This is a genomic window from Gemella sp. zg-570, assembly GCF_018866345.1.
In the GTDB taxonomy this organism is placed as follows: domain Bacteria; phylum Bacillota; class Bacilli; order Staphylococcales; family Gemellaceae; genus Gemelliphila.
This window is the reverse complement of the sequence record NZ_CP076443.1, coordinates 671,648-696,762: the sequence shown is the minus strand read 5'-3', so window position 1 is coordinate 696,762 and position 25,115 is coordinate 671,648. Positions and strand designations below refer to the sequence as shown.

At 29.0% G+C, this 25,115-nt stretch carries 26 protein-coding genes; 3 read left to right on the top strand and 23 right to left on the bottom strand.

Annotated features, from left to right (window positions below; genetic code table 11):
* Positions 1–4: 4 nt before the first annotated feature.
* The 18 genes from ffh to rny all read right to left on the bottom strand — a co-directional run bounded on the left by ffh (position 5) and on the right by rny (position 18,170).
* Complete coding sequence (ffh, locus tag KMP11_RS03605) at positions 5–1,357, bottom strand: signal recognition particle protein (RefSeq protein ID WP_216280135.1); 1,353 nt, start codon at positions 1,355–1,357, stop codon at positions 5–7.
* 10 nt (positions 1,358–1,367) lie between these two features.
* Positions 1,368–1,691 carry a YlxM family DNA-binding protein gene (gene ylxM / locus KMP11_RS03600; RefSeq protein WP_215756212.1) on the bottom strand — a complete coding sequence of 108 codons (324 nt, stop codon included), beginning with the start codon at positions 1,689–1,691 and terminating at the stop codon, positions 1,368–1,370.
* 121 nt (positions 1,692–1,812) lie between these two features.
* Positions 1,813–3,414: an ABC-F family ATP-binding cassette domain-containing protein gene (locus KMP11_RS03595; RefSeq protein ID WP_216280134.1), complete on the bottom strand. Its 1,602-nt coding sequence runs from the start codon at positions 3,412–3,414 to the stop codon at positions 1,813–1,815.
* Positions 3,414–3,764, bottom strand: coding sequence for a 30S ribosome-binding factor RbfA (gene rbfA, locus KMP11_RS03590; protein WP_215756214.1), 351 nt, complete (start codon positions 3,762–3,764; stop codon positions 3,414–3,416). Before rbfA ends, KMP11_RS03595 begins: the two co-directional genes overlap by 1 nt.
* A gap of 11 nt (positions 3,765–3,775) precedes the next feature.
* Entirely contained in the window at positions 3,776–5,905 is a 2,130-nt protein-coding gene (gene infB / locus KMP11_RS03585) for a translation initiation factor IF-2 (protein ID WP_216280133.1), read from the bottom strand.
* Positions 5,892–6,221, bottom strand: coding sequence for a L7Ae/L30e/S12e/Gadd45 family ribosomal protein (locus KMP11_RS03580; RefSeq protein ID WP_216280132.1), 330 nt, complete (start codon positions 6,219–6,221; stop codon positions 5,892–5,894). The genes infB and KMP11_RS03580 overlap by 14 nt, the downstream gene beginning before the upstream one ends.
* On the bottom strand, positions 6,221–6,508 hold the full coding sequence (gene rnpM / locus KMP11_RS03575; protein ID WP_215756217.1) for an RNase P modulator RnpM: 288 nt from the start codon (positions 6,506–6,508) through the stop codon (positions 6,221–6,223). Before rnpM ends, KMP11_RS03580 begins: the two co-directional genes overlap by 1 nt.
* A 12-nt stretch (positions 6,509–6,520) precedes the next feature.
* Positions 6,521–7,555 carry a transcription termination factor NusA gene (gene nusA / locus KMP11_RS03570; protein WP_215756218.1) on the bottom strand — a complete coding sequence of 345 codons (1,035 nt, stop codon included), beginning with the start codon at positions 7,553–7,555 and terminating at the stop codon, positions 6,521–6,523.
* Between the two features lie 28 nt (positions 7,556–7,583).
* The gene (gene rimP / locus KMP11_RS03565) at positions 7,584–8,048 is read right to left on the bottom strand and encodes a ribosome maturation factor RimP (protein WP_216280131.1); all 465 of its coding nucleotides are present in this window, start codon (positions 8,046–8,048) and stop codon (positions 7,584–7,586) included.
* 436 nt (positions 8,049–8,484) lie between these two features.
* Complete coding sequence (rsmI, locus tag KMP11_RS03555) at positions 8,485–9,315, bottom strand: 16S rRNA (cytidine(1402)-2'-O)-methyltransferase (RefSeq protein WP_216280129.1); 831 nt, start codon at positions 9,313–9,315, stop codon at positions 8,485–8,487.
* Between the two features lie 4 nt (positions 9,316–9,319).
* Entirely contained in the window at positions 9,320–9,625 is a 306-nt protein-coding gene (locus KMP11_RS03550) for a GIY-YIG nuclease family protein (RefSeq protein ID WP_216280128.1), read from the bottom strand.
* The gene (locus KMP11_RS03545) at positions 9,618–10,352 is read right to left on the bottom strand and encodes a tRNA1(Val) (adenine(37)-N6)-methyltransferase (RefSeq protein ID WP_216280127.1); all 735 of its coding nucleotides are present in this window, start codon (positions 10,350–10,352) and stop codon (positions 9,618–9,620) included. Before KMP11_RS03545 ends, KMP11_RS03550 begins: the two co-directional genes overlap by 8 nt.
* Before the next feature lies 1 nt (position 10,353).
* Positions 10,354–11,163, bottom strand: a complete 810-nt coding sequence (locus KMP11_RS03540; RefSeq protein WP_216280126.1) for a DNA polymerase III subunit delta' — start codon at positions 11,161–11,163, stop codon at positions 10,354–10,356.
* Positions 11,148–11,774, bottom strand: a complete 627-nt coding sequence (gene tmk, locus KMP11_RS03535) for a dTMP kinase (RefSeq protein WP_216280125.1) — start codon at positions 11,772–11,774, stop codon at positions 11,148–11,150. The genes KMP11_RS03540 and tmk overlap by 16 nt, the downstream gene beginning before the upstream one ends.
* Positions 11,775–11,829: 55 nt before the next feature.
* Positions 11,830–12,483, bottom strand: a complete 654-nt coding sequence (fsa, locus tag KMP11_RS03530; protein WP_216280124.1) for a fructose-6-phosphate aldolase — start codon at positions 12,481–12,483, stop codon at positions 11,830–11,832.
* A 558-nt stretch (positions 12,484–13,041) separates the two neighbouring features.
* Positions 13,042–14,394, bottom strand: a complete 1,353-nt coding sequence (gene gorA, locus KMP11_RS03525) for a glutathione-disulfide reductase (RefSeq protein WP_216280123.1) — start codon at positions 14,392–14,394, stop codon at positions 13,042–13,044.
* Positions 14,395–14,417: 23 nt separating this feature from the next.
* Positions 14,418–16,520 (bottom strand): DNA topoisomerase 3, encoded by a 2,103-nt coding sequence (locus tag KMP11_RS03520; protein ID WP_216280122.1) that lies wholly within the window; start codon positions 16,518–16,520, stop codon positions 14,418–14,420.
* A 99-nt stretch (positions 16,521–16,619) separates the two neighbouring features.
* Complete coding sequence (gene rny, locus KMP11_RS03515) at positions 16,620–18,170, bottom strand: ribonuclease Y (protein ID WP_216280177.1); 1,551 nt, start codon at positions 18,168–18,170, stop codon at positions 16,620–16,622.
* 251 nt (positions 18,171–18,421) lie between these two features.
* Here rny and rplK point away from each other — a divergent pair, with 251 nt between their 5' ends.
* From rplK to KMP11_RS03500, 3 genes are all read left to right on the top strand, one after another.
* The gene (gene rplK / locus KMP11_RS03510; protein ID WP_215756229.1) at positions 18,422–18,847 is read left to right on the top strand and encodes a 50S ribosomal protein L11; all 426 of its coding nucleotides are present in this window, start codon (positions 18,422–18,424) and stop codon (positions 18,845–18,847) included.
* 12 nt (positions 18,848–18,859) lie between these two features.
* The gene (gene rplA / locus KMP11_RS03505; protein ID WP_215756230.1) at positions 18,860–19,552 is read left to right on the top strand and encodes a 50S ribosomal protein L1; all 693 of its coding nucleotides are present in this window, start codon (positions 18,860–18,862) and stop codon (positions 19,550–19,552) included.
* A gap of 217 nt (positions 19,553–19,769) precedes the next feature.
* On the top strand, positions 19,770–20,993 hold the full coding sequence (locus KMP11_RS03500; protein WP_216280121.1) for a restriction endonuclease subunit S: 1,224 nt from the start codon (positions 19,770–19,772) through the stop codon (positions 20,991–20,993).
* A 62-nt stretch (positions 20,994–21,055) separates the two neighbouring features.
* Here the strand turns inward: KMP11_RS03500 and KMP11_RS03495 are convergent, their stop codons facing one another.
* Genes KMP11_RS03495 through KMP11_RS07930 form a run of 5 tightly spaced genes read right to left on the bottom strand, consistent with a single transcriptional unit; the run spans position 21,056 to position 25,109 of the window.
* A complete protein-coding gene (locus KMP11_RS03495; RefSeq protein WP_215756521.1) occupies positions 21,056–21,286 on the bottom strand; it encodes an acyl carrier protein in 231 nt (76 codons plus the stop codon).
* Between the two features lie 6 nt (positions 21,287–21,292).
* Positions 21,293–22,261 (bottom strand): phosphate acyltransferase PlsX, encoded by a 969-nt coding sequence (gene plsX, locus KMP11_RS03490; protein ID WP_216280120.1) that lies wholly within the window; start codon positions 22,259–22,261, stop codon positions 21,293–21,295.
* Position 22,262: 1 nt separating this feature from the next.
* On the bottom strand, positions 22,263–22,901 hold the full coding sequence (locus KMP11_RS03485) for a class A sortase (protein ID WP_215756519.1): 639 nt from the start codon (positions 22,899–22,901) through the stop codon (positions 22,263–22,265).
* Between the two features lie 14 nt (positions 22,902–22,915).
* Complete coding sequence (gene recG, locus KMP11_RS03480) at positions 22,916–24,931, bottom strand: ATP-dependent DNA helicase RecG (RefSeq protein WP_216280119.1); 2,016 nt, start codon at positions 24,929–24,931, stop codon at positions 22,916–22,918.
* Positions 24,924–25,109 (bottom strand): hypothetical protein, encoded by a 186-nt coding sequence (locus tag KMP11_RS07930; RefSeq protein WP_215756517.1) that lies wholly within the window; start codon positions 25,107–25,109, stop codon positions 24,924–24,926. Before KMP11_RS07930 ends, recG begins: the two co-directional genes overlap by 8 nt.
* Positions 25,110–25,115: the final 6 nt, after the last annotated feature.

Genomic DNA, 25,115 nt, shown 5'->3' with positions numbered 1-25,115 from the left:
ATTATTAAAATGGTAAACTACCGCCAAAGAACTTACCTAATCCCTTTCTTTTATTTTTATTATTCATAAGACCGCCAAATTGCTTCATCATTTTTCTCATTTCATCAAATTGTTTTATTAATTTATGAACTTCAGAAATAGGTCTACCACTACCTTTGGCTATACGATTTCTCCTAGGAACATTTATTATATCTGGATTTTGTCTTTCTTCTACAGTCATTGATTGAATTATTGCTTCTATATATATAAATTGTTTTTCATCAATTTTAGACATATCCAAGCCTTTTAATTTACCCATACCAGGAAGCATTCCCAGTATATCTTTTATAGAACCTAATTTTTTTATTTGATTTAATTGAGCTAAAAAATCTTCAAATGTGAATGTTTGATTTAACATTTTTTCTTGCATTTTTTTAGCTTCATTTTCATCAATACTGCTCTGGGCCTTTTCTATCAAAGTTAAGACATCACCCATACCCAAAATTCTTGATGCCATTCTTTCTGGATGAAAATCTTCTAAATCATTCATCTTTTCACCCATACCAACTAATTTTATAGGTTTATTAATAATTGATTTTATTGATAAAGCAGCACCTCCACGAGTATCACCATCAAGTTTTGTTAAAACTATACCACTTATTTCAAGTTCTTCATTAAAAGATTTAGCAATATTAACAGATTCTTGACCTATCATAGAATCGACTACTAATAATATTTCATCAGGATTAACATCTTCTTTTATTTCCCTTAATTCATTCATTAAAAGTTCATCAATATGCAATCTCCCCGCTGTATCTATAATAATATAGTTCAAATTATTATCTGCTGCATATTTCAGTCCTTCTTTAACTATTTCCAAAGGAGACTTATCAACATAAAATACAGGAATATCAACTTGTTTACCTAATGTCTGTAATTGTTTTACGGCCGCTGGTCTATAAATATCTGCTGCAATTAATAAGGGTCTTTTTTTGTTATTTTTTTTCGCTTTTAAGGCTAACTTGCCAGCAGTAGTAGTTTTACCAGCACCCTGAAGACCTACCATCATTACAGTATTTATTTTTTTATTTTTTAATACTTCTTCTGTTTGTCCCCCAAGTAACTCTACTAACTCTTCATTTACAATTTTTACAATTTGCTGGGCAGGAGTAAGCGACTTCATTACTTCTACTCCAACAGCACGTTCGCTAATTTTTTTTACAAATTCTTTTACAACCTTAAAATTAACATCTGCTTCCAACAGTGCTAACCTTATTTCTCGCATCATTTCTTTAACATCAGATTCGCTTACTTTTCCCTTACCTCTTATTTTTGATATGGTAGCTTGTAATCTTTCTGACAAATTTTCAAATGCCATAATAAACCTCCTAACTTTCTAGTTTTATTAACTGATCTAGTAGATATGAAATATCCTCGTTACCATTAATTTTTTTTATTTCCTTATAAAAAAATAATCTTTCATTACTAAGTTTTATTAAAGATAATTTTTCTTCAAAATTCTCTAAATCTAATATTATTCTTTTTATATTATTTGAAACAGCTTGTTTTGACACATTAAAATTTTCTGATATTTCGGTTAATGACAAATCATCAAAATAATAATTTTTTATATATTCTTTTTGTTTGTCATTTAATAATTCTGAATAAAAATCATACAGCTGAGAAACTCTTAATATTTTATCTATTTCCAAAATTTTCTCCTTTAATAATATTATCGTTTAATTTTATCACATTAAAAATAATTAGTAAATTTCTTTGTATTAATAAAAAATATTTAGTACAGATTTTATCCACACTAAATATTTTTATCATTTATTTTATTATTCCACTAAATTTTAAATAGGTTTCATAATCCATCTCTTTATTTACTACTCCACCATCTGGTAAAATTTCTATAACACGATTAGCGATCGTTTGAATAAATTCGTAATCATGAGATGTGAAAAATACCGAACCTTTGAAAGCAATAATTCCTTCATTGACAGCAGTAATAGATTCTAAATCAAGATGATTTGTTGGTTCGTCTAATAATATGACATTAGCCTTGGATAACATCATCTTAGACAGCATGCAACGCATTTTTTCTCCCCCAGAAAGAACATGGGCTCTTTTAAGTGCCTCTTCTCCAGAAAATAACATACGCCCTAAAAATGAACGAAGATATGATTCTGCTTCTTCCTCTGGTGAAGCGTATTGACGTAACCATTCAACTAAAGAAAGTTTAAGTCCTTCAAAGTAAAAAGTATTGTCTTTTGGCATATAAGACCTAGAAGTTGTAATTCCCCATTTTATATTTCCTTCATCAGCTTCTATCTCTTCTGCTAAAATTTTTAATAATGTAGTTTTGGCAACTTCATCACCTAATAGTATAACCTTGTCATTAGGATTTACAGTAAAACTAACATTTTTTAAAACTTCTTTCCCGTCTACAGTTTTTGAAAGATTGTCAACTATAAGTAAATCATTTCCAATTTCTCTATCAGGGGTAAATCTAACATAAGGGTAGCGACGGCTTGATGGTTTTATATCATCGAGTGTAATTTTATCCAACATTTTTTTTCTACTCGTTGCTTGTTTTGATTTAGAAGCATTAGCAGAAAAACGTGCAATAAATTCTTGTAATTCTTTGATTTTTTCTTCTTTTTTCTTGTTAGAATCTTCTAACATTCTTCTAGCTAGTTGACTTGATTGATACCAGAAATCATAATTTCCAACATATAATTGAATTTTTCCAAAATCTAAATCACAAATATGTGTACATATATTATTTAAAAAATGGCGGTCGTGGCTGACTACAATAACTGTATTTTCAAAATTTATTAAAAATTCTTCTAGCCACTGAATTGCACTTATATCAAGCCCGTTTGTAGGCTCGTCTAATAATAATACATCTGGATTTCCGAATAAGGCCTTAGCCAGCAATATTTTTACTTTCTGAGAGTTATCCAATTCACTCATTAAAGAATAATGAACAGTGCTAGAAATACCTAAACCTTCTAATAACTGAGCTGCATCACTTTCTGCATTCCAACCGTCCATTTCAGCAAACTCAGCTTCTAATTCTGCAGCAATAATACCGTCCTCTTCTGTAAAAGGGTCTTTCATATAAATTTCATTTTTTCTGTTCATAACGTCCCAAAGTTTTTCGTAACCCATCATGACTACATCGATTACTTTTTCTTCTTCATAATCAAAATGATTTTGACGCAAAACAGCTAATCTTTCTCCCTTACCAAGAGATACATGCCCTTGTTGAGAACCAATTTCTCCAGATAAGAGTTTTAAAAACGTAGTTTTACCTGCTCCATTAGCTCCAATAAGACCATAGCAATTACCATTTGTAAATTTTATATTCACATCCTCAAATAATTTCCTATCAGCAAAGCGAAGTCCTAAATTTGTAACTTGTAACATTATTTATCTCCTTTATTAAAACTAGCTATTAAATTTTCAATGTGTAAAGCATATTCGCTACTTGTATCATAGGTAAAGATTAATTCTGGAAATTTTCTTATTTTAATTTTTTTTGCTACTTCTGATTTTACAAATCCCTTTATTTTACTCAGTGATTCTTTAACTTTTTGTTTTTCCTTATCATCACCAAATACTGTGTAATAAACTTTAGCTTGAGAGTAATCTCCTGTAAGCCTTACTTCAACTATTGTTACAAAACCTAAGTCATGATTTTTTACTTTGCTTGTAAGAACCTGTGTAATTTCTTTTTTTATTTGTTCACCTAGTCTATTAACTCTTAATTCTGACATACTAACCCTTTCTATCTTTTAACCTCTTCCATAACGAATACTTCAAATACATCACCCTCACGAATATCACTATAATTTTCTACCGTCATACCACATTCGTAACCTGCTTGAACCTCTTTAACGTCATCTTTAAAGCGACGTAATGTATCAATTTTACCTTCATATATTACTACACTATCACGAATAACACGAACCTTACCATCACGAGAAACTTTACCTTCTGTAACATAAGCTCCTGCGATTGTCCCAACTTTTGATACCCTTATTACTTGACGAACTTCTGCAAGACCGATAACTTTTTCTACAAATTCTGGGTCTAAAAGTCCTGTCATAGATGATTCGATTTCTTCAATAACTTTGTATATAATTGAGTGCAAACGAATATCAACCTCTGCATTTTGTGCCATTGCTTTTGCATTGTTATCAGGTCTAACATTAAATCCAATAACCACTGCATTAGAAGCAAGAGCTAGAGTAATATCAGATTCATTTATCGCACCTACTCCTGTATGAATTATACGAATATTAACTCCCTCCACATCAATTTTAGCAAGAGACATTGCTAGAGCCTCAACAGAACCTTGCACATCAGCTTTTATAATTATATTAAGGTCTTTCATCTCACCCTGTTTCATTTGTTCAAATAAGTTATCTAATGAAACTGCACTAGAATTTTGTCTTTGACTTTCTATATATTGCTGTTGACGAATTTCCCCTATTTGTCTAGCAGTTTTTTCATCACCAAAAACTACAAATCTATCACCAGCATTGGGAACTTCCTGTAGTCCTGTAATTTCTACTGGAGTTGAGGGTTTAGCACTTTGTATAGCTTTTGCCCTGTCATTAATCATTGCTCGTATCCTACCGTAGGTATTACCAACTACTATTGGGTCTCCAACATTAAGTGTTCCATTTTGCACAAGTAGGGTAGCAACAGCTCCTCTTCCCTTATCCAATTTTGCTTCAATAACAGTTCCAAGCCCAAGCCTATTTGGATTTGCCTTGATTTCTTGCATATCTGATACTAACAATACCATTTCTAACAAGTCATCAATCCCTTGCCCCTGTAAAGCTGATATTGGAACAAATATTGTATCACCACCCCAATCTTCTGGTGTTAAACCATATTCAGCTAATTCACCCATTACTTTATCTGGATTAGCTTGTGGCTTATCCATTTTATTCACAGCTACAATAATAGGTACTTCTGCCGCTTTAGCATGGTTAATTGCTTCTATTGTTTGTGGCATTACTCCGTCATCAGCAGCAACTACTAAAATTGTAATATCAGTTACTTTAGCTCCTCTTGCTCTCATTGTAGTAAAAGCTGCATGCCCAGGAGTATCTAAAAAAGTAATTTTTCTATCATTAACACGAACTTGATAGGCACCTATATGCTGAGTAATTCCTCCAGCTTCTCCAGCAGTTACCCTTGTATTTCTAATTGTATCAAGTAAAGTAGTTTTACCGTGGTCTACATGCCCCATAATTGTAACAATTGGAGGTCTTACCATGTTGTTTTTTTCGTCTTCTTCTACCTCAAAATAAACATCAAGGTCTTCCTTATTAATTTCAACTTCTTGTTGAATTTCCTTACCATAATCTATAGCAATTAATTCTATTTGCTCTAAAGTCAATGACTGATTAATATTAGCCATTATTTTTAATTCTATAAATAATTTTTTTATCAATTCTGTTGACGTGATTGATAAAGCAGAGGCTAGCTCGCCAACAGTCATCCCTTCTTTTACAAGAATAGTATCATCTGAAATATTATTCTCACTAGGAACCTCTATCATAGCTGGTTGTTGCTTATTACTTTTTTTATTCTTTTCTTTTTTTATCTTTTTCTTTTTATTTTTTTTATTATTTTTAAATAATTCCTTATCTAGATTATTTTCTAAGATTTCAGAATTTCTTTTTTTATTTTTTTCTTCTTTTACCCTTTCTGTTTTTTCACTTTTTTGATTTTTAACTTCTTCCTTTTTATTAAAAAGCTTTTCTAAAATTAAAAATCCTTCTTCTGTCAACATTGACATGTGATTACCAACTGCTATGTTGGCATCTTTCAATGCTTTTATTATTTCTTTTGAAGATTTATCTACTTTTTTGGCATATTCATGTATTCTAATTTTTTCCATTATCGATACATCCTCCTTTTTCTCTTATTAACTCTTTTAATCTATTACTAAAACCCAAATCTGTAATACCAACTGCTACACGATTTTCTTTTCCTATCGCACGACTTAATTCCTCTATTGAAAATACAATGCAAGTATCAACTCTGTAATACTTTGTTTTATCCACTAGTTTTTTATAGGTATTTTTTCCACAGTCATTTGCTATTAATAATAATTTTATCTCACTATTTTTGATATTTTTTAATATTAAATCTTCTCCTGTTACTACTTTCCCAGCCTTACTCATTAGACCCATTAAATTTAATGCTTTTCTCATTATTTTTGAGGAATCAACTTTCTATAAATTAGTCGTATTACTTCAGCATATATTGGCTGCATTTCTTCCTGACTTGCTTCGAAAAATTTTTCTAATTTATTTTTTTTCTGTGCAGCTTCTACAACTTCTATATCAGCAACAACATAAGCTCCTCTTCCTGATTTTTTACCTGTATTGTCAACAGAAATTTCACCATCTTTATTTTTTACTATTCTAATAAGTTCTTTTTTAGGCAACATCTCATTAGTCAATATACATTTTCTTTGCGGAATTTTCTTTTTTTTCACAAGCAGGTCTCCTTAATCATTTTTCCTATTTATATCAATTTTCCAACCTGTTAATTTAGCGGCTAATCTAACATTTTGACCTTTTTTCCCAATCGCAAGTGATAATTGGTCTTCTGCTACTTCAACAGTTGCAATTTTATCTTCTTCATTAATACTTATATTAACAACTTTTGCTGGTGATAGAGAATTTATTATAAAATTCTTTATCTCTTTATCCCAAGGAACAATATCTATTTTTTCACCATTAATTTCTTTTAAAACGTTAGAAACTCTGACACCAGAAGAACCAACACAAGCACCAACAGGGTCAATATTTTTATCTTCAGAATAAACAGCTATCTTTGTTCTTTCCCCTGCTTCTCTTGAAACACTTTTTATTTCAACAAGACCGTCATAAATTTCAGGAACTTCTTGCTCGAATAAACGTTTTATAAAATCTGGATGAGCCCTTGAGGCTAAAACATAAGGTTTGCTTCCTTTTGTTGGATTTTCTACTTTGGATATATATACTTTTATAGGGCTTTGTGGTATATAAATTTCTCCTGGAACCCTTTCATTTTCTCCTAGAATAGCTTCAATTTTACCCAATTTAACATAAACATAGCGAGAATCTACCCTATCAACATAACCTGAGCGAATTTCACCTTCATATTCTATATATTCTTTAAACAATACTTCTTTTTCCGCATCACGCAATCTTTGCATTAAGGCCTGTTTTGCAGCTTGAGCACCAACTCTTCCAAAATCTTTAGGACAATCTGTTTCTTCGTATATATCTCCCACTTCATAAGCTGGATTAATTTTAAGGGCATCTTCTAGTGAAAATTCTATTCTATCGTCATATACTTCTTCTACGACATCTTTTCTTATAATAAATTTGTAATCACCAGTTGTTCTATTAAAGTCAACACGAACATTTTTAGAAGCATTAAAATTTTTTTTGTAGGCAGATAATAACGCCATTTCCACTGCTTCAATTAAAACATCTTTTGAGATACCTTTTTCTATTTCTATTAAATCTATTGCTTTAAGCAATGCCTTGCTCATCTTATTATTCTCCTTAATTATTCTATACTTATAATTTAACAGCCAACCTAATTTTAGCTATTTTTGCATAATCTATTTCTAATTTTTTAACTCTTGTTTTATCTTTGTATTCTATCAAAATATTTTCTTTATCTACAGCTATCAAATCTCCAAAAAATTCTTTTTGATTATTAATTTTTTCATAAGTTTTTAGACATACATATTTGCCAATAGATGAACTTATTTCTTCTAAGTTTCTTAATTCTATTTCTATACCTGGAGAACTTACTTCTAAATAATATTTATCAGAAATAAAATCTTCCTTATCAAATTCCTCAGATAATAAATCACTTAATTTTACACAATCGTCAAGATTTAAGCCACCATCTTTATCAAAATATATTCTTAAAAAATATTCTAAACCCTCCTTAATATACTCAACATCATATAAATTATACTCTGTGTCTCTTACTTTATTTAAGGCTATTTCCTTAGCCCTATCAACAATATTCATAATACACCTCTTTCTTATTCAACAAAAAGAGTGGAGAACTCAAATTCACCACTCTTTTTAGGTTAAATTTATTTATTTGTAAACATTCTATCACATAAAATATAGATTGTCAAATTATTTATATAACTCTTTTTTTAATATATTTACTATATTACTTATCTCTTGATTAATATTTTCATTATAAACTTCTTTTGATATCAGACCATCATTATGAGCTTCGTTATAGCCCATAATTATAGAAATAGAATTTTTTATTCTATGCAATAAAATTTTTTGTTTTTCTTCTCTTTTATCTAATGAATTACTCTTTTTTAAAATAATATATAAATTAAAAATTAATAGTAGAGAAATGATTATATAAAATAAAAAATAATAGGCTACCTTAAAATATATAGCTAATAAACACAAAATAATTAAAGTATTTATTAAAATTAAACTATGTATATTTTTCATGATATAACTTATATACCTCTCTTTTATTCACACCGTATTTTTTTGATACAATCTTTAATGCTTCTGAAATTTTTATCCCCGATTCTACTAATTTTTCAATTTCAAACAATAAATTTTCAATTTCAACTTTTTCTTCATTTTTTTTATTCGGAGAAATTATTAATACAAACTCTCCTTTTTCTTTTATAGTATTAGAATTTAAAAAGTTTAAAATATTAATTGCCTTATCCGTTACTACTTGCTCATATATTTTTGTTAATTCTCGAGCTACCGAAATTATTCTATCTTCTTCAAAATCGACAATATGCTCTACCAAATTTTTTATTCTGTGAGGTGATTCATAGATAATAGCTGTATAGCCTTCATTCAAGATACTAGTTAATTTTTTCATTAAATCTCCACTTTTTCTTGGGAGAAATCCATGAAAAACATAATTATAAGACTCTATCCCGCTAGCAATCAAGGCTGTAAGACCAGCATTAGCCCCAGGAATTGCAACAACATCTATAAGATTTTCTTTACATTTTTTTATTAATATATAACCAGGGTCAGATATACAAGGCATACCTGCATCAGACACAAGAGATATGCTAGCCCCATCCTTTAATAATCCTAATATCCTATCACTTGCAACTTCTTCATTATGCTCATGATAAGAAATTAATTTTTTATTTTTTATATTAAAATGATTTAATAATTTTTTTGTATTACGAGTATCTTCACATGCTATAATATCAGATTCTTCTAAAACTTTTAAAGCCCTTATACTTATATCGTCTAAATTTCCTATGGGAGTTGAAACCAAATATAACATATACTTACCTACTTTCTTCATTTATGCCATTAATTATTTCTTGCTTTTCTAGGGTCATATTCTTACTTATATACAGATTTTTTTCTTTTTTACTAAGTTTTTTTAAAGCCATTTCCTTTTTTAAGGCATCACTCTTATTATCAAACTCTTCAAAATATTTTAAAATTACCGGTCTTCTACCCTTGGTATATTTTGCCCCCTTTTTTAAATTGTGCTTTTTAATTCTTTCCTTTATATCCTTTGTATAGCCTATATAAAATGTATTGTCTCTACATAATAAAATATATGTAAACTCTGATTTTTTATTCAATATAATACACCTTCTTCATTTCATCTGTATAAGTATTATCTTCATTATAAATATACATAGGCTGTTCTACTTTTATATCACTAACTTTTGACAAGGTCCCCTCTACTAAAACAATTTTTGAATTTTCGCTAGTTTTTTTACTATACACAAACCTAATTCTTTTTATACCCAAATTATAACTATGGCACTTATTTATAATATCCGCTATTCTGTAACTTCTGTGTACCATAAAAAATTTACCATTTTGCTTTAATGTATACTTTATAGCCTTTAGCACATCATCTAAATTACATAAAATTTCATGACGAGAAATACTATGATTTGTTTTATTTTTTATATTTGGCATATTTTCTACTGGAAAATAGGGAGGATTGCAAATAACATTATCAAAACTTGAACCCTTGAATAGCTTAGCTATATTTTTAATATCCCCCCTAAGTACATTAATATTCTTTAAATTATTAATCCTAATATTTTTTTTAGCTAGTTTAACCAAATTTTCTTGTATTTCTAACATAGAAATATTGGCAGAACTCTTTTCTCTAAGTAAAATGGAAATAGCCCCATTACCACTACATAACTCCAAAATATTTTTATAAGGATTACTTCTAACATTAGCAAAATCAGCAAGTAAGAAGCTATCCGTTGACATTGAATAGTAGTCTTCTAACTGTATTATTTTAAAATTTTTAGAAAGTTTATCTACTCTTTCTTTTGTATTATTCATATTATTTTAAACTGCCCATATCTATATTTTCTTTTATCAAATCAAATAAAAAAGATTCTAAAACTAAGCTAGCATTGACATTAAGGCTAATATCACTCTTAGATTTTAGGATAATTTCATAAAGTCTAAATAAATTAATATTTTCTTTAATATTATTCCTTACTTTTTCAATAGTTATATCTAAAAATAAATTTACATCTTCTTTACTTAAAATATTATCTAATAAATTAATTATAGCTAAATTCTTATTCTTAGAAAAATCTTTGTAGAATAAATTACTTAAATTTAATATTTTTTCATAATTATCTTCAAAACTTATTTTTTGTTCTTCTTTATTTCCCAGATTAATAACTTGACATCTGGATACTATTGTTTTTAAGCTAGCAGCCAAATTCAGGCTACTTAATATTGCGATTATATCATCTTCTGGTTCTTCTAAAAATTTTAAAAGTGAGTTTGCCGCTTGAGGTGTCAGTTTATCAACATCTTTTATCCAATATATTTTTTTACCAAAAGTTGATTTGATGCTTAATTTATTTTTCAAAAAATTAATTTCTTCTTTTTTTATCGAATTGTCAGATTCTATAATTAAAAAATCAATATAATTATTATTGTCTATCTGTTTACATACTTTACATTCATCACAATAATAAAAATTATTATTAAAATTATTTCTACAAAAAATAGACTTTACAAACCTTAAAATAGTATAAGAAATTACTTCTTCATTATTGCTAAAAAATAAATATGCATGAGATAATTTATCTGATTTTAAAATATTTTCAAAATACTTATCTATTGAATATTCCATCTATTTAATAATTCCTTAACCTTATTTATAACTTCAAATTTAACTTCTTCTATACTCTTATTAGCATTTACTCTTATAATTCTCTTTTCTTGCTGTAAAGCTAGCTTATCATAGCCTTTTTTCACATTAATATAAAAATCCTTTTTTTCATTATCTAAATTATTATTATCGCTACGATTTGAAGCCCTAGATAAAGCCTCCTCTACATCAACATCAAAATAAAATGTTGCGTCTGGAGATAAGTTCTCAATAGCAAAATTATTTATCACAAGAATATCCTCCTTACTCAGTCCTCTGCCGTAGGCTTGATAGGCTATTGAACTGTCTAAAAATCTATCGCACAATATTATTTTTCCTGCAGTAAGTTCAGGCAATAATTTATCCTTGATATGTTGTCTTCTGCTTGCTGCAAACAAAAGGGCTTCTGTTTTTGCATCAATATCTTCAAATAAGATTATACTTCTAATCTTTTCACTAATTTTAGTACCCCCAGGTTCTCTTGTAACAACAACCTCATAACCTTGTTTAAGTAAATATTCTCCTATAAATTTTATAATTGTAGTTTTTCCAGAACCATCAATTCCTTCAAAAGTTATAAATTTCCCTAACATAATATCTCCATTTATCTAAAAATTATACTCCACTATAAAATTAGTGGAGTATTCTTTATTTTCCAAATACTTTTAAGTAATCTTGTTTAAACAATTCTATTCCCTTATCAGTTAAAGGATGTTGTATTAACTGCCTAATAACTTTATATGGTATTGTAGCTATATCGCAACCTAATTTCGCACACTCCAAAACATGTATTGGATTTCTAACACTGGCTGCTATAATTTCACTCTCAATATTATTCACCCTAAATATTTCTACTATGTCTCCTATTAAATTTAATCCGTCTTGACTAATATCATCTAATCTTCCTAAAAAAGGAGAAACATAAGTCGCTCCAGCTCTTGCAGCTAACAAGGCTTGTGTTGGTGTAAAGATAAGTGTAAGATTTGTTTTTATACCTTCTTTAGACAAAATACTAGTCGCTTTTAAACCCTCCTCTGTCATAGGTATTTTAACTATCATATTAGGATGAATTTTTGCTATTTCTCTTGCTTCTTCCATAATATCTTCAGCTAGTTCTGTAGTAGCCTTAACTTCTCCACTTATTGGACCATCAACAATACTCGTTATTTCTTTAATAACATCTTCAAAATTTCTTCCTTCTTTAGCTATAAGTGATGGATTAGTTGTAACCCCACAAATTATTCCTAAATCATTTGCTAATCTAATTTCATCAACATTTGCTGTATCTATAAAAAATCTCATTACTTCACTCCATCATATTAATTTTACTTATAAAATAATATTATCACATGCTAAAAAAAAAATCAATCACAGCCTAATATCAACATAATAAAATTGTTTTTTTTTTATAATTATGTTAAAATTTATTAGTAAATTAGGAGGAAATCAAAAATTGGAAAAAAAATATATAAATCAAATTCCATATCTACTATTTATATTTATAGTTTTTGTAACCACTCCATCTTTTTATTATTTTTTTAATAACAAGGCCCAGTATTTAATAAATACCGTAATATTTATACTACCTATTATCATATTTCTGTTATCCTATTTCTACTCTTATAAAAATAATGATTTCAGTTTTTTATTTGCTATATTTATCCCCATATTTCATTTAATATTCTGTACAATCATTTTAAATTTAAGTTTATATACTTATGTAATACTTTATATATTTTCTTGTTTCTGCGGTCAAGGAAGCGGAAAATGTATGCTGAAAATAATTAAATATATAAAAAATAAATAATTAAATTAAAAAAGATAAGATATTAGCTAATATCTTATCTTTTTTGTATAATTCTATCTCATTGTAACAAATTCTTCTGCCCCAGTAGGATGAATAGCCACCGTATTATCAAAATCTTTTTTTCTTGCCCCCATTTTTATTGCTACAGCAAAACCTTGAATCATTTCATCAACACCATATCCTATACCGTGTAAGCCTACAATTACTTCATCTTCTCCTAAGCAAACTAATTTCATTACACAAGCTTGTCTATGACTTGTAATAGCTGAATACATGGGAGTAAAAGAAGATTTATATACTTTAATCTTATCTTTACCATATTTTTCTATAGCTTTTTCTTCTGTAAGTCCTACTGTTCCTATTGCTGGGTGAGCAAATACCACTGTCGGAATATTTTCATAATCTAAATATTCTTCAGGCTTATTATTAAATAATCTTTCAGATAATCTTCTACCAGCCGCTACAGCTACTGGCGTAAGTTCTACACGACCCGTTACATCCCCCACTGCATATATTCCCTCAACATTTGTATTTTGGAACTTATCTACCAAAATATAGCCAGCTTCATTTACTTTAACACCTGTTACTTCTAAATTCATATTTTCTGTTACTGCTTTTCTACCTATTGCCCAAATCAATAAATCAAATGTTTCTTTATTGCCATTTTCTAATTCTAAAGTTACTGAAGAATCATCATTTTTTATAACTTTTTTTGGCACAGCAAAAGTATGTAATTTTAAGCCTTCTTTTTCCATAATATCTTTTAAAGTCTCAACTATTAGTCCATCAAAACTTCTTAAAGGAGCGTGTTTACGAACAAAAAGATGAGTTTTGGTCCCTAAAGAATTAAATACACCAGCTAATTCTACAGCAATATAACCAGCTCCGACTATACCTATACGTTTGGGAATAGATTTCAAACTAAAAACTTCATTTGAAGTTACTCCATATTCAGCCCCCTCAATTTTTGGAATGCTAGGTCTACCCCCAGTTGCAATTAAAATGTGTGCTGCCCTATATAATTGTCCATTAACTTCGACTGTTTTAGAATCTACAAATTTTGCAAAACCTTTTATAACATCTACCCTGTTATTTGACAAACCCTTATTATAAGAAGTGTGTATTCTACCTATATAAGCTGTTCTATTTTCAACTAATTTAGCAAAATCAAAATTTTCTAATTTCAAATCAAAACCATAATCTGCTGAATAATTATTAATAGTATCAGCTACCTGTGCAGCATACCACATAACTTTTTTGGGTACACAACCTACATTAACACAAGTTCCCCCTATATCCTTAGCCTCTATCAAAAGGCATTTTTTACCATAAGAAGCCGCCCTATTTATAGAAGCAATACCTCCACTTCCTCCACCGATTGAAATATAATCATACTCTTTTATCATAATTCACCTCTAACAAAATTTATTTAATTTATTTTTATAGCCTTTAAAATATCCTTTAAGGGATTATTTTCTAAACTATCCTTATTCATATATTTTTTTATATCTTTAAAACTAGCCTTCTCTTTTTTATTATTTTTAATTTCTCTATCAACTTCTTTTTGTTTTATTGAAAAACCACATGAACACCTATAAGTCCCACTATCTCCATTACCAAATAATACCATTTTTTTATGACAATTCTTGCAACGTAAATTAGTAATTTTTGAAATAATTTTTATATTTTTACAACTTACATTGGAACACTTGAGTATTTTAGTGCCTTTTCTGTCTATTTCTAACATAAATTTACCACATTTGTCGCATTTTTTCCCAACCATATTATCATGTTTAAATTTATCTTCACTACTTTTAATTTCAGAAATAATTTCATGAGTATATTTTTTCACACCCGATAAAAATTTTTCTTTGGATAATTTATTTTTAGCTATATTGTCCAAATCTTTTTCCCAAGTTGCAGTCAAAGACGGACTTTTTAGTTTTTCCGGCACTAAATTAAGCAACTGTTTTGCCTTATTTGTTGTTTTTATTTGCTCCCTATCAGAAAAAAGATAATCGTTAGTAAATAACTTTTCTAAAATATCCGCCCTAGTCGCTACTGTTCCTATACCGTTTGTTTCTCTTAATATTTTCTTTTCACTCTCACTATCAACATAGTCAAAAGGATTTTCCATTGCATATATCAAACTTCCTTCTGTAAAATAAGAAGGAGGTGAAGTTTCTTTTTTCACATATACAAGAGAATCGATATTTAATTTTTTTATTTCTTTAATACTATCATCACTTTCTTTTTCAAAAATTTTATATCCCAGCTGTAATGTTTTCTTAGCAGTATTTGAAAAAATTTTATTTTTTATTTTAAATTCCCTGTGTATTTCTTCATACCTACAATCTGCTAATAAATTTTCAAGAAAACGCCTAGTTATTAGGTCATAAATCTTAATTTCCATATCAGACATAATATTATAATTAGGTCTTTCTTCCGTTGGAATAATAGCGTGATGTTCAGTAACCTTTTTATCATTAATCATTCTTCCAGCATTTATATTTCCACTTAAAATATTTTTAACTATACTTGAATAAGTCCCATAAGAAACTGCGTGAAGCCTATCTTTAATTGTTCCTTTCATATCGCTGGTTAAGTATCTAGAGTCAGTTCTAGGATAAGTTAAAATTTTATATTTTTCATAGAGAGTTTGGATAATATTAAGCGTTTGTTTCGGAGAAATTTTATACAAATTTGACGCCGTGTATTGAATATCGGTCAAATTGTAAAGTGGTTTGGGTGATGATTTTTTATTTTTACATTTACTAGTAATATTTTCTATTCTAAAATTTTTATAATTATTCACAAAATTACTAGCATCATCTAAATTATTATCAGAATTACCAGTAATAAATTTTACTCCGTCAACTACTGCTTCATATACATAATAATCTCTTGATTTAAAATTTTTTATTTTTTCTTCACGTTCAGCCACCATTTGCAAAGTTGGAGTTTGAACTCTCCCACAGTTTAAGGCCGCATTATATTTAAAAGTTAGAGCCTTAGAGGCATTAATACCTACCAACCAATCTGCACTAGCTCTTGCAAGCCCAGAGTTATAAAGCCCCATATACTCTTTTCCATCCCTTAGATTTTTAAAGCCCTCTTTTATTGATTTGTCAGTAATTGACGAAATCCATAATCTTTTTATCGGTTTATTAGACCTAGCCTTTTCTATTATATGTCTAGCCAATACTTCCCCTTCGCGCCCAGCATCTGTTGCAATTATTACTTCTTTTATATCTTTTCTATTAATCGCTTTTTCTATCACTTTATACTGCTTAAATGTTTTACCTATAATTTCAGTCTTCATTATCTTGGGTATCACGGGTAAACTATCTAAATTTATTTCTTTAAATTCCCTGTATTTATCCGGAGTTTGTAGGGCTACCAAATGCCCTAAAGCCCAAGTAACAACATATCTATCCCCCTCCAAACACCCATTAATATTCCTACTAGCCGATAAATTTTTTGCTATATCTCTTGCTACCGAAGGTTTTTCACATAATACTAAACTTTTCATAAACACCTCACAAAATTAATTTATACATATTATATATTTTTATTCCATAAATTTCTAGTATAAAAAAGATGATTAACCTAAGTTAATCATCTTCAATTATTATTTTGCAATCTTAACTGCTCGAACTTCTCGAATTACATTCACTTTTATATTGCCAGGATAGTGCATACTTTCTTCAATTTTATTCCTTACTTCTTTTGCAATCTTATAGGCTTTTGTGTCGTCTACTTCTTCAGGATTAACAATAACTCTTATTTCCCTACCCGCCTTAATAGCATAAGTTTTTTCAACACCCCTATGCTCATTCGCAATTTCTTCAAGGCCCTGAAGTCGTTTTATATATGCCTCTAAGGATTCTCTTCTAGCACCCGGTCTCGAAGCTGATAAAGCATCTGCCGTAGCAACCACCACCGATATCGGGTCACTAGCTTCACAATCTCCATGATGAGAAGCTATCGCATTAATTACTATTGGATGCTCCTTATATTTATTAGCCAACATCACCCCAACTTCAACATGAGAACCCTCTACTTCATGGTCAACAGCCTTCCCTATATCATGAAGTAAGCCTGCCCGCCTTGCCATTTGAATATCTAGTCCCAATTCACCAGCTATTATACCTGAAATATAAGCAACCTCAATAGAATGCTGCAAACCATTTTGCCCATAGCTTGTTCTATACTTCATCTTACCTAATATCTTTATTAAATCAGGATGCATATTATGAATACCCAAATCAAATGTAGCCTGTTCTCCAACATCTCTAATATGCTGGTCAATATCTTTTCTAGCCCTATCAACAGCATCTTCTATCTTAGCTGGATGTATCCTCCCATCAGCAATCAACATATTAATAGCCGTTTTAGCAATTTCTCTTCTTATTGGGTCATAACCCGACAACAATACTGCTTCTGGAGTATCATCTATTATCAAATCAACACCAGTTAAAGTTTCTAAGGCTCTTATATTCCGACCCTCTCTCCCAATAATTCTCCCTTTCATATCGTCAGAAGGCAAATCAACAACAGATACCGTATTTTCAGCTACAACTTCTGATGCAAATTTTTGCATAGATTGTATTATCAATTCTTTTGCACGCCTATCAGCAACATCCTTAGCTTCAGCTTCCCTATTTCTTATATAGACAGCTGTTTCCTTAGACATTTCTTCTTCTAATGATGAAATTATTTCTTCTCGAGCTTGTTCTTCAGTCAAGTTTGCAATTCTTTGCAACTCTTTTTCTTGTTGAACTTTCAACTCATTCAATTCTGCATTCTTATCTTCAACAATTTGAAGTTTCTCTTCTAATTTCAATTCCCTAGAACTAATTAATTCATCCTTTTTATTAACCAATTCTGTCTGTCTATCCAAAGAGGCTTCTTTTTGAATAAGTCTTTCTTCTTGTTTTTCTATATCTTGCTTTTTAAATTCTATTTCCTTATTAGCAATATTAACAATTTCTTTAGCCTCATTTTTAGCTATTAATAATTCCTTTTCAGAAATAAATTTAGCCTCCTTTTTAGCTTCATTAACTATATATTCAGCATCTTGCTTAGATAAAACTAATTTTTTTTGAATAGTATTTTTAGCAACAAAATATCCAGATATAATTCCAACAAGTAAAGTTGCAATTATGCTTCCATAAAACATTTGCAACCTCTCTTTAAATTTATTTATTGATTTGTAATTCATCGTGAATAATTATCACATACTAAATTCTACAATATTATCTAATAAAAGTCAATATAAGCAAATATTTTATTAATAAAATATAATAAAAGACTTGAATTATATATTTTCTTGTGTTAAAATTATCCAGTATTTAAAAAATACATAATGTTTGAGTGGGAGAACAATAAGAGTTCAAAGACCACATCACGAAAAATAATAGGAGGTTTATCGTGGCTAAAAAAATTATTAAATTAGTTAAGTTACAAGTTCCAGCAGGTAAAGCTAACCCTGCTCCACCAGTAGGACCTGCCTTAGGGCAAGCTGGAGTTAATATCATGGGATTCTGTAAAGAGTTTAACGCTCGTACACAAGACCAAGCAGGATTAGTTATTCCCGTAGTAATTTCTGTATATGAAGACCGCTCATTTACTTTTATTACTAAAACACCACCTGCTCCAGTATTACTGAAAAAAGCAGCTAAAATTGAAAAAGGTTCTTCAGTGCCAAACAAAGACAAAGTTGCTACAGTAACTAAAGAGCAAGTTGAAGAAATAGCTAAACTGAAAATGGAAGACTTAAACGCTGCATCGGTTGAAGCAGCTGTTCGTATGATTGAAGGTACTGCACGTAGTATGGGTATCTTAGTAGCTGAATAGGAGGATAATAAAATGGCAAAAAAAGGTAAAAAATATCTTGAAGCGGCTAAACTGATAGATTCTTCTAAACTATATTCAGTACTAGAAGCAATCGAGTTAGCTAAAAAAACTAGTCTTGTTAATTTTGACGCAACTGTCGAAGTAGCATTCCGTCTTGGAGTAGATACTCGTAAAAATGACCAACAAGTACGTGGAGCTGTAGTTTTACCAAAAGGAACTGGTAAAACTGCTAAAGTTTTAGTATTTGCTAAGGGAGATAAGGCTGCAGAAGCAGAAGCAGCCGGAGCTGATTATGTAGGACAAGGTGAATATATTACTAAAATTCAACAAGGTTGGTTTGATTTTGATGTAATTGTTGCTACTCCTGATATGATGGGCCAAGTTGGTAAAATCGGTCGTCTATTAGGCCCTAAAGGCTTGATGCCTAACCCTAAAACAGGAACAGTTACTATGGACGTAACAAAAGCAGTAAATGAAATCAAGGCTGGTAAAGTTGAATACCGTGCTGAAAAAGCTGGTGTAGTTCACACACCAATCGGTAAAGTTTCATTCCCTACTGAAGACCTAGTAGAAAACTTTAAAGCTGTTCAAGAGGCTCTAGCAAAAGCTAAACCAGCGGCAGCTAAAGGAACTTATTTCAAATCTGTAGCAGTTACTTCAACTATGGGACCTGCTGCAAAAGTAGACACTGCAGAATTTAAATAAAAAACTAGAGGAAAATTCCTCTAGTTTTTTATTTTTTACTACTTTTGAATATTAAAAACAACTAGCAAAAGCTCTATTTTGATATCATTTTAATATTAGCCCTTTTTCCTTTGCTAAATGCTTTTCAATAATAAATCCATGTGCTATATTATACTTAGCCCTAGTAGAAAAAATTAAATTCGAGAAAATAAAGTAACAACCAAGGAATTAAGAAATAATGAAAAGATATAAAAAATATAAGCAAGTAGATTTGCCCTGGTTAAGGGAAGTGCCTGAACATTGGGAGATAAATTTATTAAAAAACATAGCAAAATATACTACTGGTAATAGTATAAAGAATGAAGAAAAAAAACACTTTAGCATTACTGATAATAGTTATAAGTATATTTCTACTTCAGATTTAGATTTTGAAACTAAATCAATTAAGCACAAATCTAATCTATATATATCTAATAAAAACAAAAACTTTAAAGTAGCACAAAAAAATAGTTTGTTGGTTTGTATTGAAGGTGGAAGTGGTGGAAAAAAAGTTGCTAGATTAACTGAGGATGCTTGTTATGGTAATAAACTGTGTAATATTAATTCTTTCGAAGTAAATATAGATTTTTTATTTTATGTTATTAATTCAACTATATTTAAAAATTACTATAATACTAACATTAATGGTGATAGAAATGGGATTTCACAAAACAAATTAGGTTTATTTTCGTTTGCTATCCCCCCCCTATCAGAACAAAACCAAATAGCCAACTTTCTTGATTGGAAGATAGGGGAGATTGATAGGTTGGTGGGACTGGAGAAAAATAAAATTGAAAAGCTGGATGAGTTGTTGTTTAATAAATTAAATTCAATATATGATAACTTGAAAAATTATAATTTAGTAACATTAAAAAGAATTAGTAATGTGTATTCTGGAAAAGAAGTCGTAGATGAAATTAAAAAAAGTAGTTCTTCTTTTGAAGTGTATGGTTCTGGCCCTACAGCATTTAAATATACAAGTAATTATTTGTTTGATGGGAAATATATTATATTTGGAAGAAAAGGAACTATTGGGAAGCCTTATATTTTAGATAAAAAATTTTGGCTTGTTGACACTGCTTATGCTATTACAAATAATAAAAAAGTAAGTTTTGATTATTTATATTATATCTTAAGAATATTTAAGTGGGAAATATTTACCACTAATACAGTGAAGCCAAGTGTGGTTGCCGATGAAATTATTAAAACTAAAGTTAAATTACCTACAATTAAAATTCAGAAAAATATCAATAAAAAAATTAATATGTTAGAAAACAAAATTAAAATGTATAAAAGTTTAGTAAATCAACAAATCCAAAACTTACAAGAACTAAAACTAACATTAATTTCTGATGTAGTTACAGGAAAAATAGATGTAAGAGAAATAGAAATACCAGAAGAATATAGGAAAAAACCTATTTAATAGCTATTATCTTATATTATAAAAAGCATAATTTAGACGCCCTATCTAAATTATGCTTTTTTCTATTTATTTTTTTCTATATGACTTATTAAATCACTAATTTTTTCTATATTACTTGCATCTTCATCAGAAAATTCAAAATTATATTTTTCTTCAATATCCATAACAATTTCAGCTATTTCTATAGAATCAGCGTCTAAATCGTCATTCAAATTAGAATCTAATTTAATATCTTCAGAATCAATATTTATATGTTTTAATATTATTTCTTTTACTTCTTCAAAAATTACCATACTTGATTATTCTCCTTTAAATTCTTCCACCATTTTATCATATAATCTTGTTTTATGTATATTTTTTGCTTGCTGGACTGCATAATAAACTGCTTTTTCATCAGCAGAACCATGAATTTTAATTGCAGGATTTTTCAAACCCAAAAGTACTGCTCCGCCGTATTCACTATAATCAAATTTTCTTTTAAATTCTTTTAATTCTTTTCTAATAATTAGGGCTGACATTTTACTTAAAAAACTAGATAAAAATATACTTTTTAACATACCACCCAGAGACAAGGCAACACCCTCTATTGTTTTTAATAATATATTCCCAGAAAAACCATCAGAAATAACTATATCATAATTATGCTCTAAAATATTTCTAGCTTCCAAATTACCCTTAAAGTTACTAACATTCTCTTTTAATAATTTGTAGCTATCCTTATAAAGTTTGCTCCCCTTATTTTCTTCATGCCCTATATTTATTAAAGCTGAAGAAGGATTAGCAATACTATAAATATTTTTCATATATATATTAGCCAGTCTTAAATAATTAAGTAAATCTTCTGGCTTTGCTTCTACATTTGCTCCTAAGTCGGTTAGTAAAAATTTATGCTTAGATGCAGTTGGTAACATGGTAGCTAGAGCTGGTCTGGCAACTCCTTCTATTCTTCCTAGAATAAAAAGTCCACTTGCCATATAAGCTCCCGTACTCCCAGCAGATATACTAACATCTATCTTGCCAACTTTCAAATCTTCAAGCATTTTTATCATAGATGAATCTTTCTTTTTTCTATGAACCCTTGCCGGATCATCTGATATAAAAACTTCTTCCCTACACAAAACTTTTATTATATTATTATTTGTAATAAGACTTAAGTCTTCTTCTAAACCATAAGCAAATACTTCTACTTCATTATCACTAAATTTATTTATAAAATTAATAATATTTTGTTTATCATCTGCCCCAAGTAAATCAATACCTATTTTCATATTACGCCTTTTCTTCTCCTAAAAATTTCGCTTCTACTACAAATCTCTCTTCCCAAACACCAGTTTTATAGTTATAAGCATCACAAGTAAACATAGTTAATATATTTGCTTCACCCGGGTGCTGATTTAAAATTTCAACCTGATTATCAAAAACATTATAAACCCTACTTACTTGATATTTTAATAACCTATCTTTTGTTACTATATTTACTTCTGTTCCCACTTGAATTTTTCTAAGATTATAAAATCTTATATCAATACCCAAAACGCTGTGTCCTGCCAAAACAACATTTTGGTCATCCAAGCTTTGCTTAGGATCAACCGTAGCAACACCATTTAATAAGTTAATCTCCGAATCACCTTGAAATATAGGCTCTTGAATTTTTAAATCATCAATAAGTAAAATTCCTAGCATTGAATCAGTTAATTGAATATTTGAAGAATTATCCGTAAAAGCCTTTTGCCACCATGGAACACTTACTTCTTCTTCATTATTTTTATAGGCTGTAATTATTTTATCATTAATACTACCCGTAAGATACTCTCTAATTTTATTTTTAAAAATTAGCAACAAAGATGTTATTAGTAAAATAGCTATTATTAAGTTAATAATTATAATTTTTATTCTTTTATTTTTCATTATATCTCCAATTTCTAATATCTAGTCTTAGATAAATTAATGTAACTTTTTATTCTATCTGTATTTTCTGAAAATTCTATAAGTTTACTAGCTAATTGCTTAGCTAAATACATTAATTCAGTATCATTGATTATATCGGCCACCTTAAAGCTAGGTAACCCACTTTGCCTGGTTCCAAAAAAATCTCCTGGTCCCCTATTTTTTAAATCAAATTCTGATATTTTAAAACCGTCATTTTCTAAGCACATAATATCAATTCTTTCTGATTTAACATCAGATATTAATATACAGTAGGATTGATGAGAACTTCTACCCACCCTTCCCCTAAGTTGATGCAAGGTCGCTAAACCAAATCTATTAGCGTCCATTATAAGCATAAAAGAAGCATTGGGTACATTAACCCCCACTTCAATTACCGTAGTCGATATTAAAATATCTATTTGCTTATTTAAAAATTTTTCAACTATACTATCCTTTTCAGCATTCTTCATTTTTCCATGTAATATAGCTATCCCTACCCTGTCTGGAAAATAATTTTTCATTTTCTCATACATTTCATCAACATTTTTCAAGTCAATTTTTTCTGACTCTTCAATTAAGGGACAAACAACATAGCCTTGTCTACCCTTTTCTAATTCTATAAGTATATTATCAAAAACTGAATTAATTTCCTTTGTGCTAGCCTTATAAGTTTTTACTTTTTTTCTTCCCTGTGGAAGTTCACTTATTGTAGAAACCTTAATATTTGAAATCAAGCTTATTGCCAAACTTCTAGGTATGGGTGTAGCTGTCATCATCAAAGTATTAACCTTTTCTCCTTTTTCTGCAAAAAACTTTCTTTGATTAACACCAAATCTATGTTGTTCATCTGTAATTGCAAATTTTAAGTTTTTAAAGATAACATTTTTTTGAATAATAGCATGCGTTCCTACCAGTATATTAATTTGCCCTTCAGAAAGTAGTTTTAAAATTTTTTCTTTTTCCTTTTTAGGTGTGCTACTTGTTAGCAAGGCAATAGAGACATCAAGATTTTTAAAAAAATCAAAAAAAGTTTCAAAATGCTGACTAGCTAATATTTCAGTAGGTGCCATTATTGCTGCTTGATAAGCCGATTTAATTACTCCATAAACTAAAGCAGCAGCCACAACAGTTTTCCCACAACCAACATCTCCCTGTAACAATCTTTCCATGGGTTGAGGTCTTGATAAATCTATAATTATTTCATCAATAACACTTTTTTGAGAATTAGTTAAATCAAAATTCAAAGTTTTTATAAATGAATTAATATTTTCTAAATCTATATTTATTTTATAATCCTCATCTACTATACTATTATTAATATTTTGTAATTGTAATTTTAATTGATATTCCAGAAGTTCATGGAAAGCAAACATTTTTTTTGCTTTATAAAAAGATAATACATCTTTGGGAAAATGTAAAGTATATAGAATTTTATTTAAGTCCCAAATACCCTTAAAATTTTTTGGTACCAAGTCTAATATATAATTATTTTTATCAATTAATTCAAAACAAGTAGCTACTAATTTTGAATATTTTTTTTGACTTATTCCTTGTTTAAGATGATATAAAACTTCAATATTTGAATTTTTTGATTTAGCCAAAAGTTCTTCATTATTAAAATTAATTTTAGATGCTGTGATTGTATTAGATGATTTACTATATCTTCCTATTATTAATATTTTTTGACCTTCAGATAGATATTTTTTTAAGTATTGTTGGTTAAAAAAAACTATTTTTATAATACCAATTTCTGTTGAAATTAAAAATTGTGTTCTACTTTTTCTTTTACTATAAAATTGAGAGAGTGGTTTGCTACTAATTCTCCCGTAAACATTTACTTTTTCACCATCTTTCATATCAGCCGACAAGTCAGATAAGTGGTTAATTCTATAAGGAATATTAAAAAGTAAATCTTTAACACTACTTATCCCTAATGAATTTAACACTTCTAATGTTTTAGGCCCTATACCGCTTATATTGTTAAGATTATATTCCAATATATTATTCATTACCAAATAATAAGCTCCTATATTCTTCCTCTTTTTTCCTTATAGCTAAACCCCTTCTAGCAGTTTCTTTAAATTTAGGTGATAATTCTTGCCCTATTCTAGCTACTCCTGCTGTCTGAGAACTCGATAGACTTACCATTATAGAATCAATTATATCAAATAGACTTCTAAACTTCATTACTAA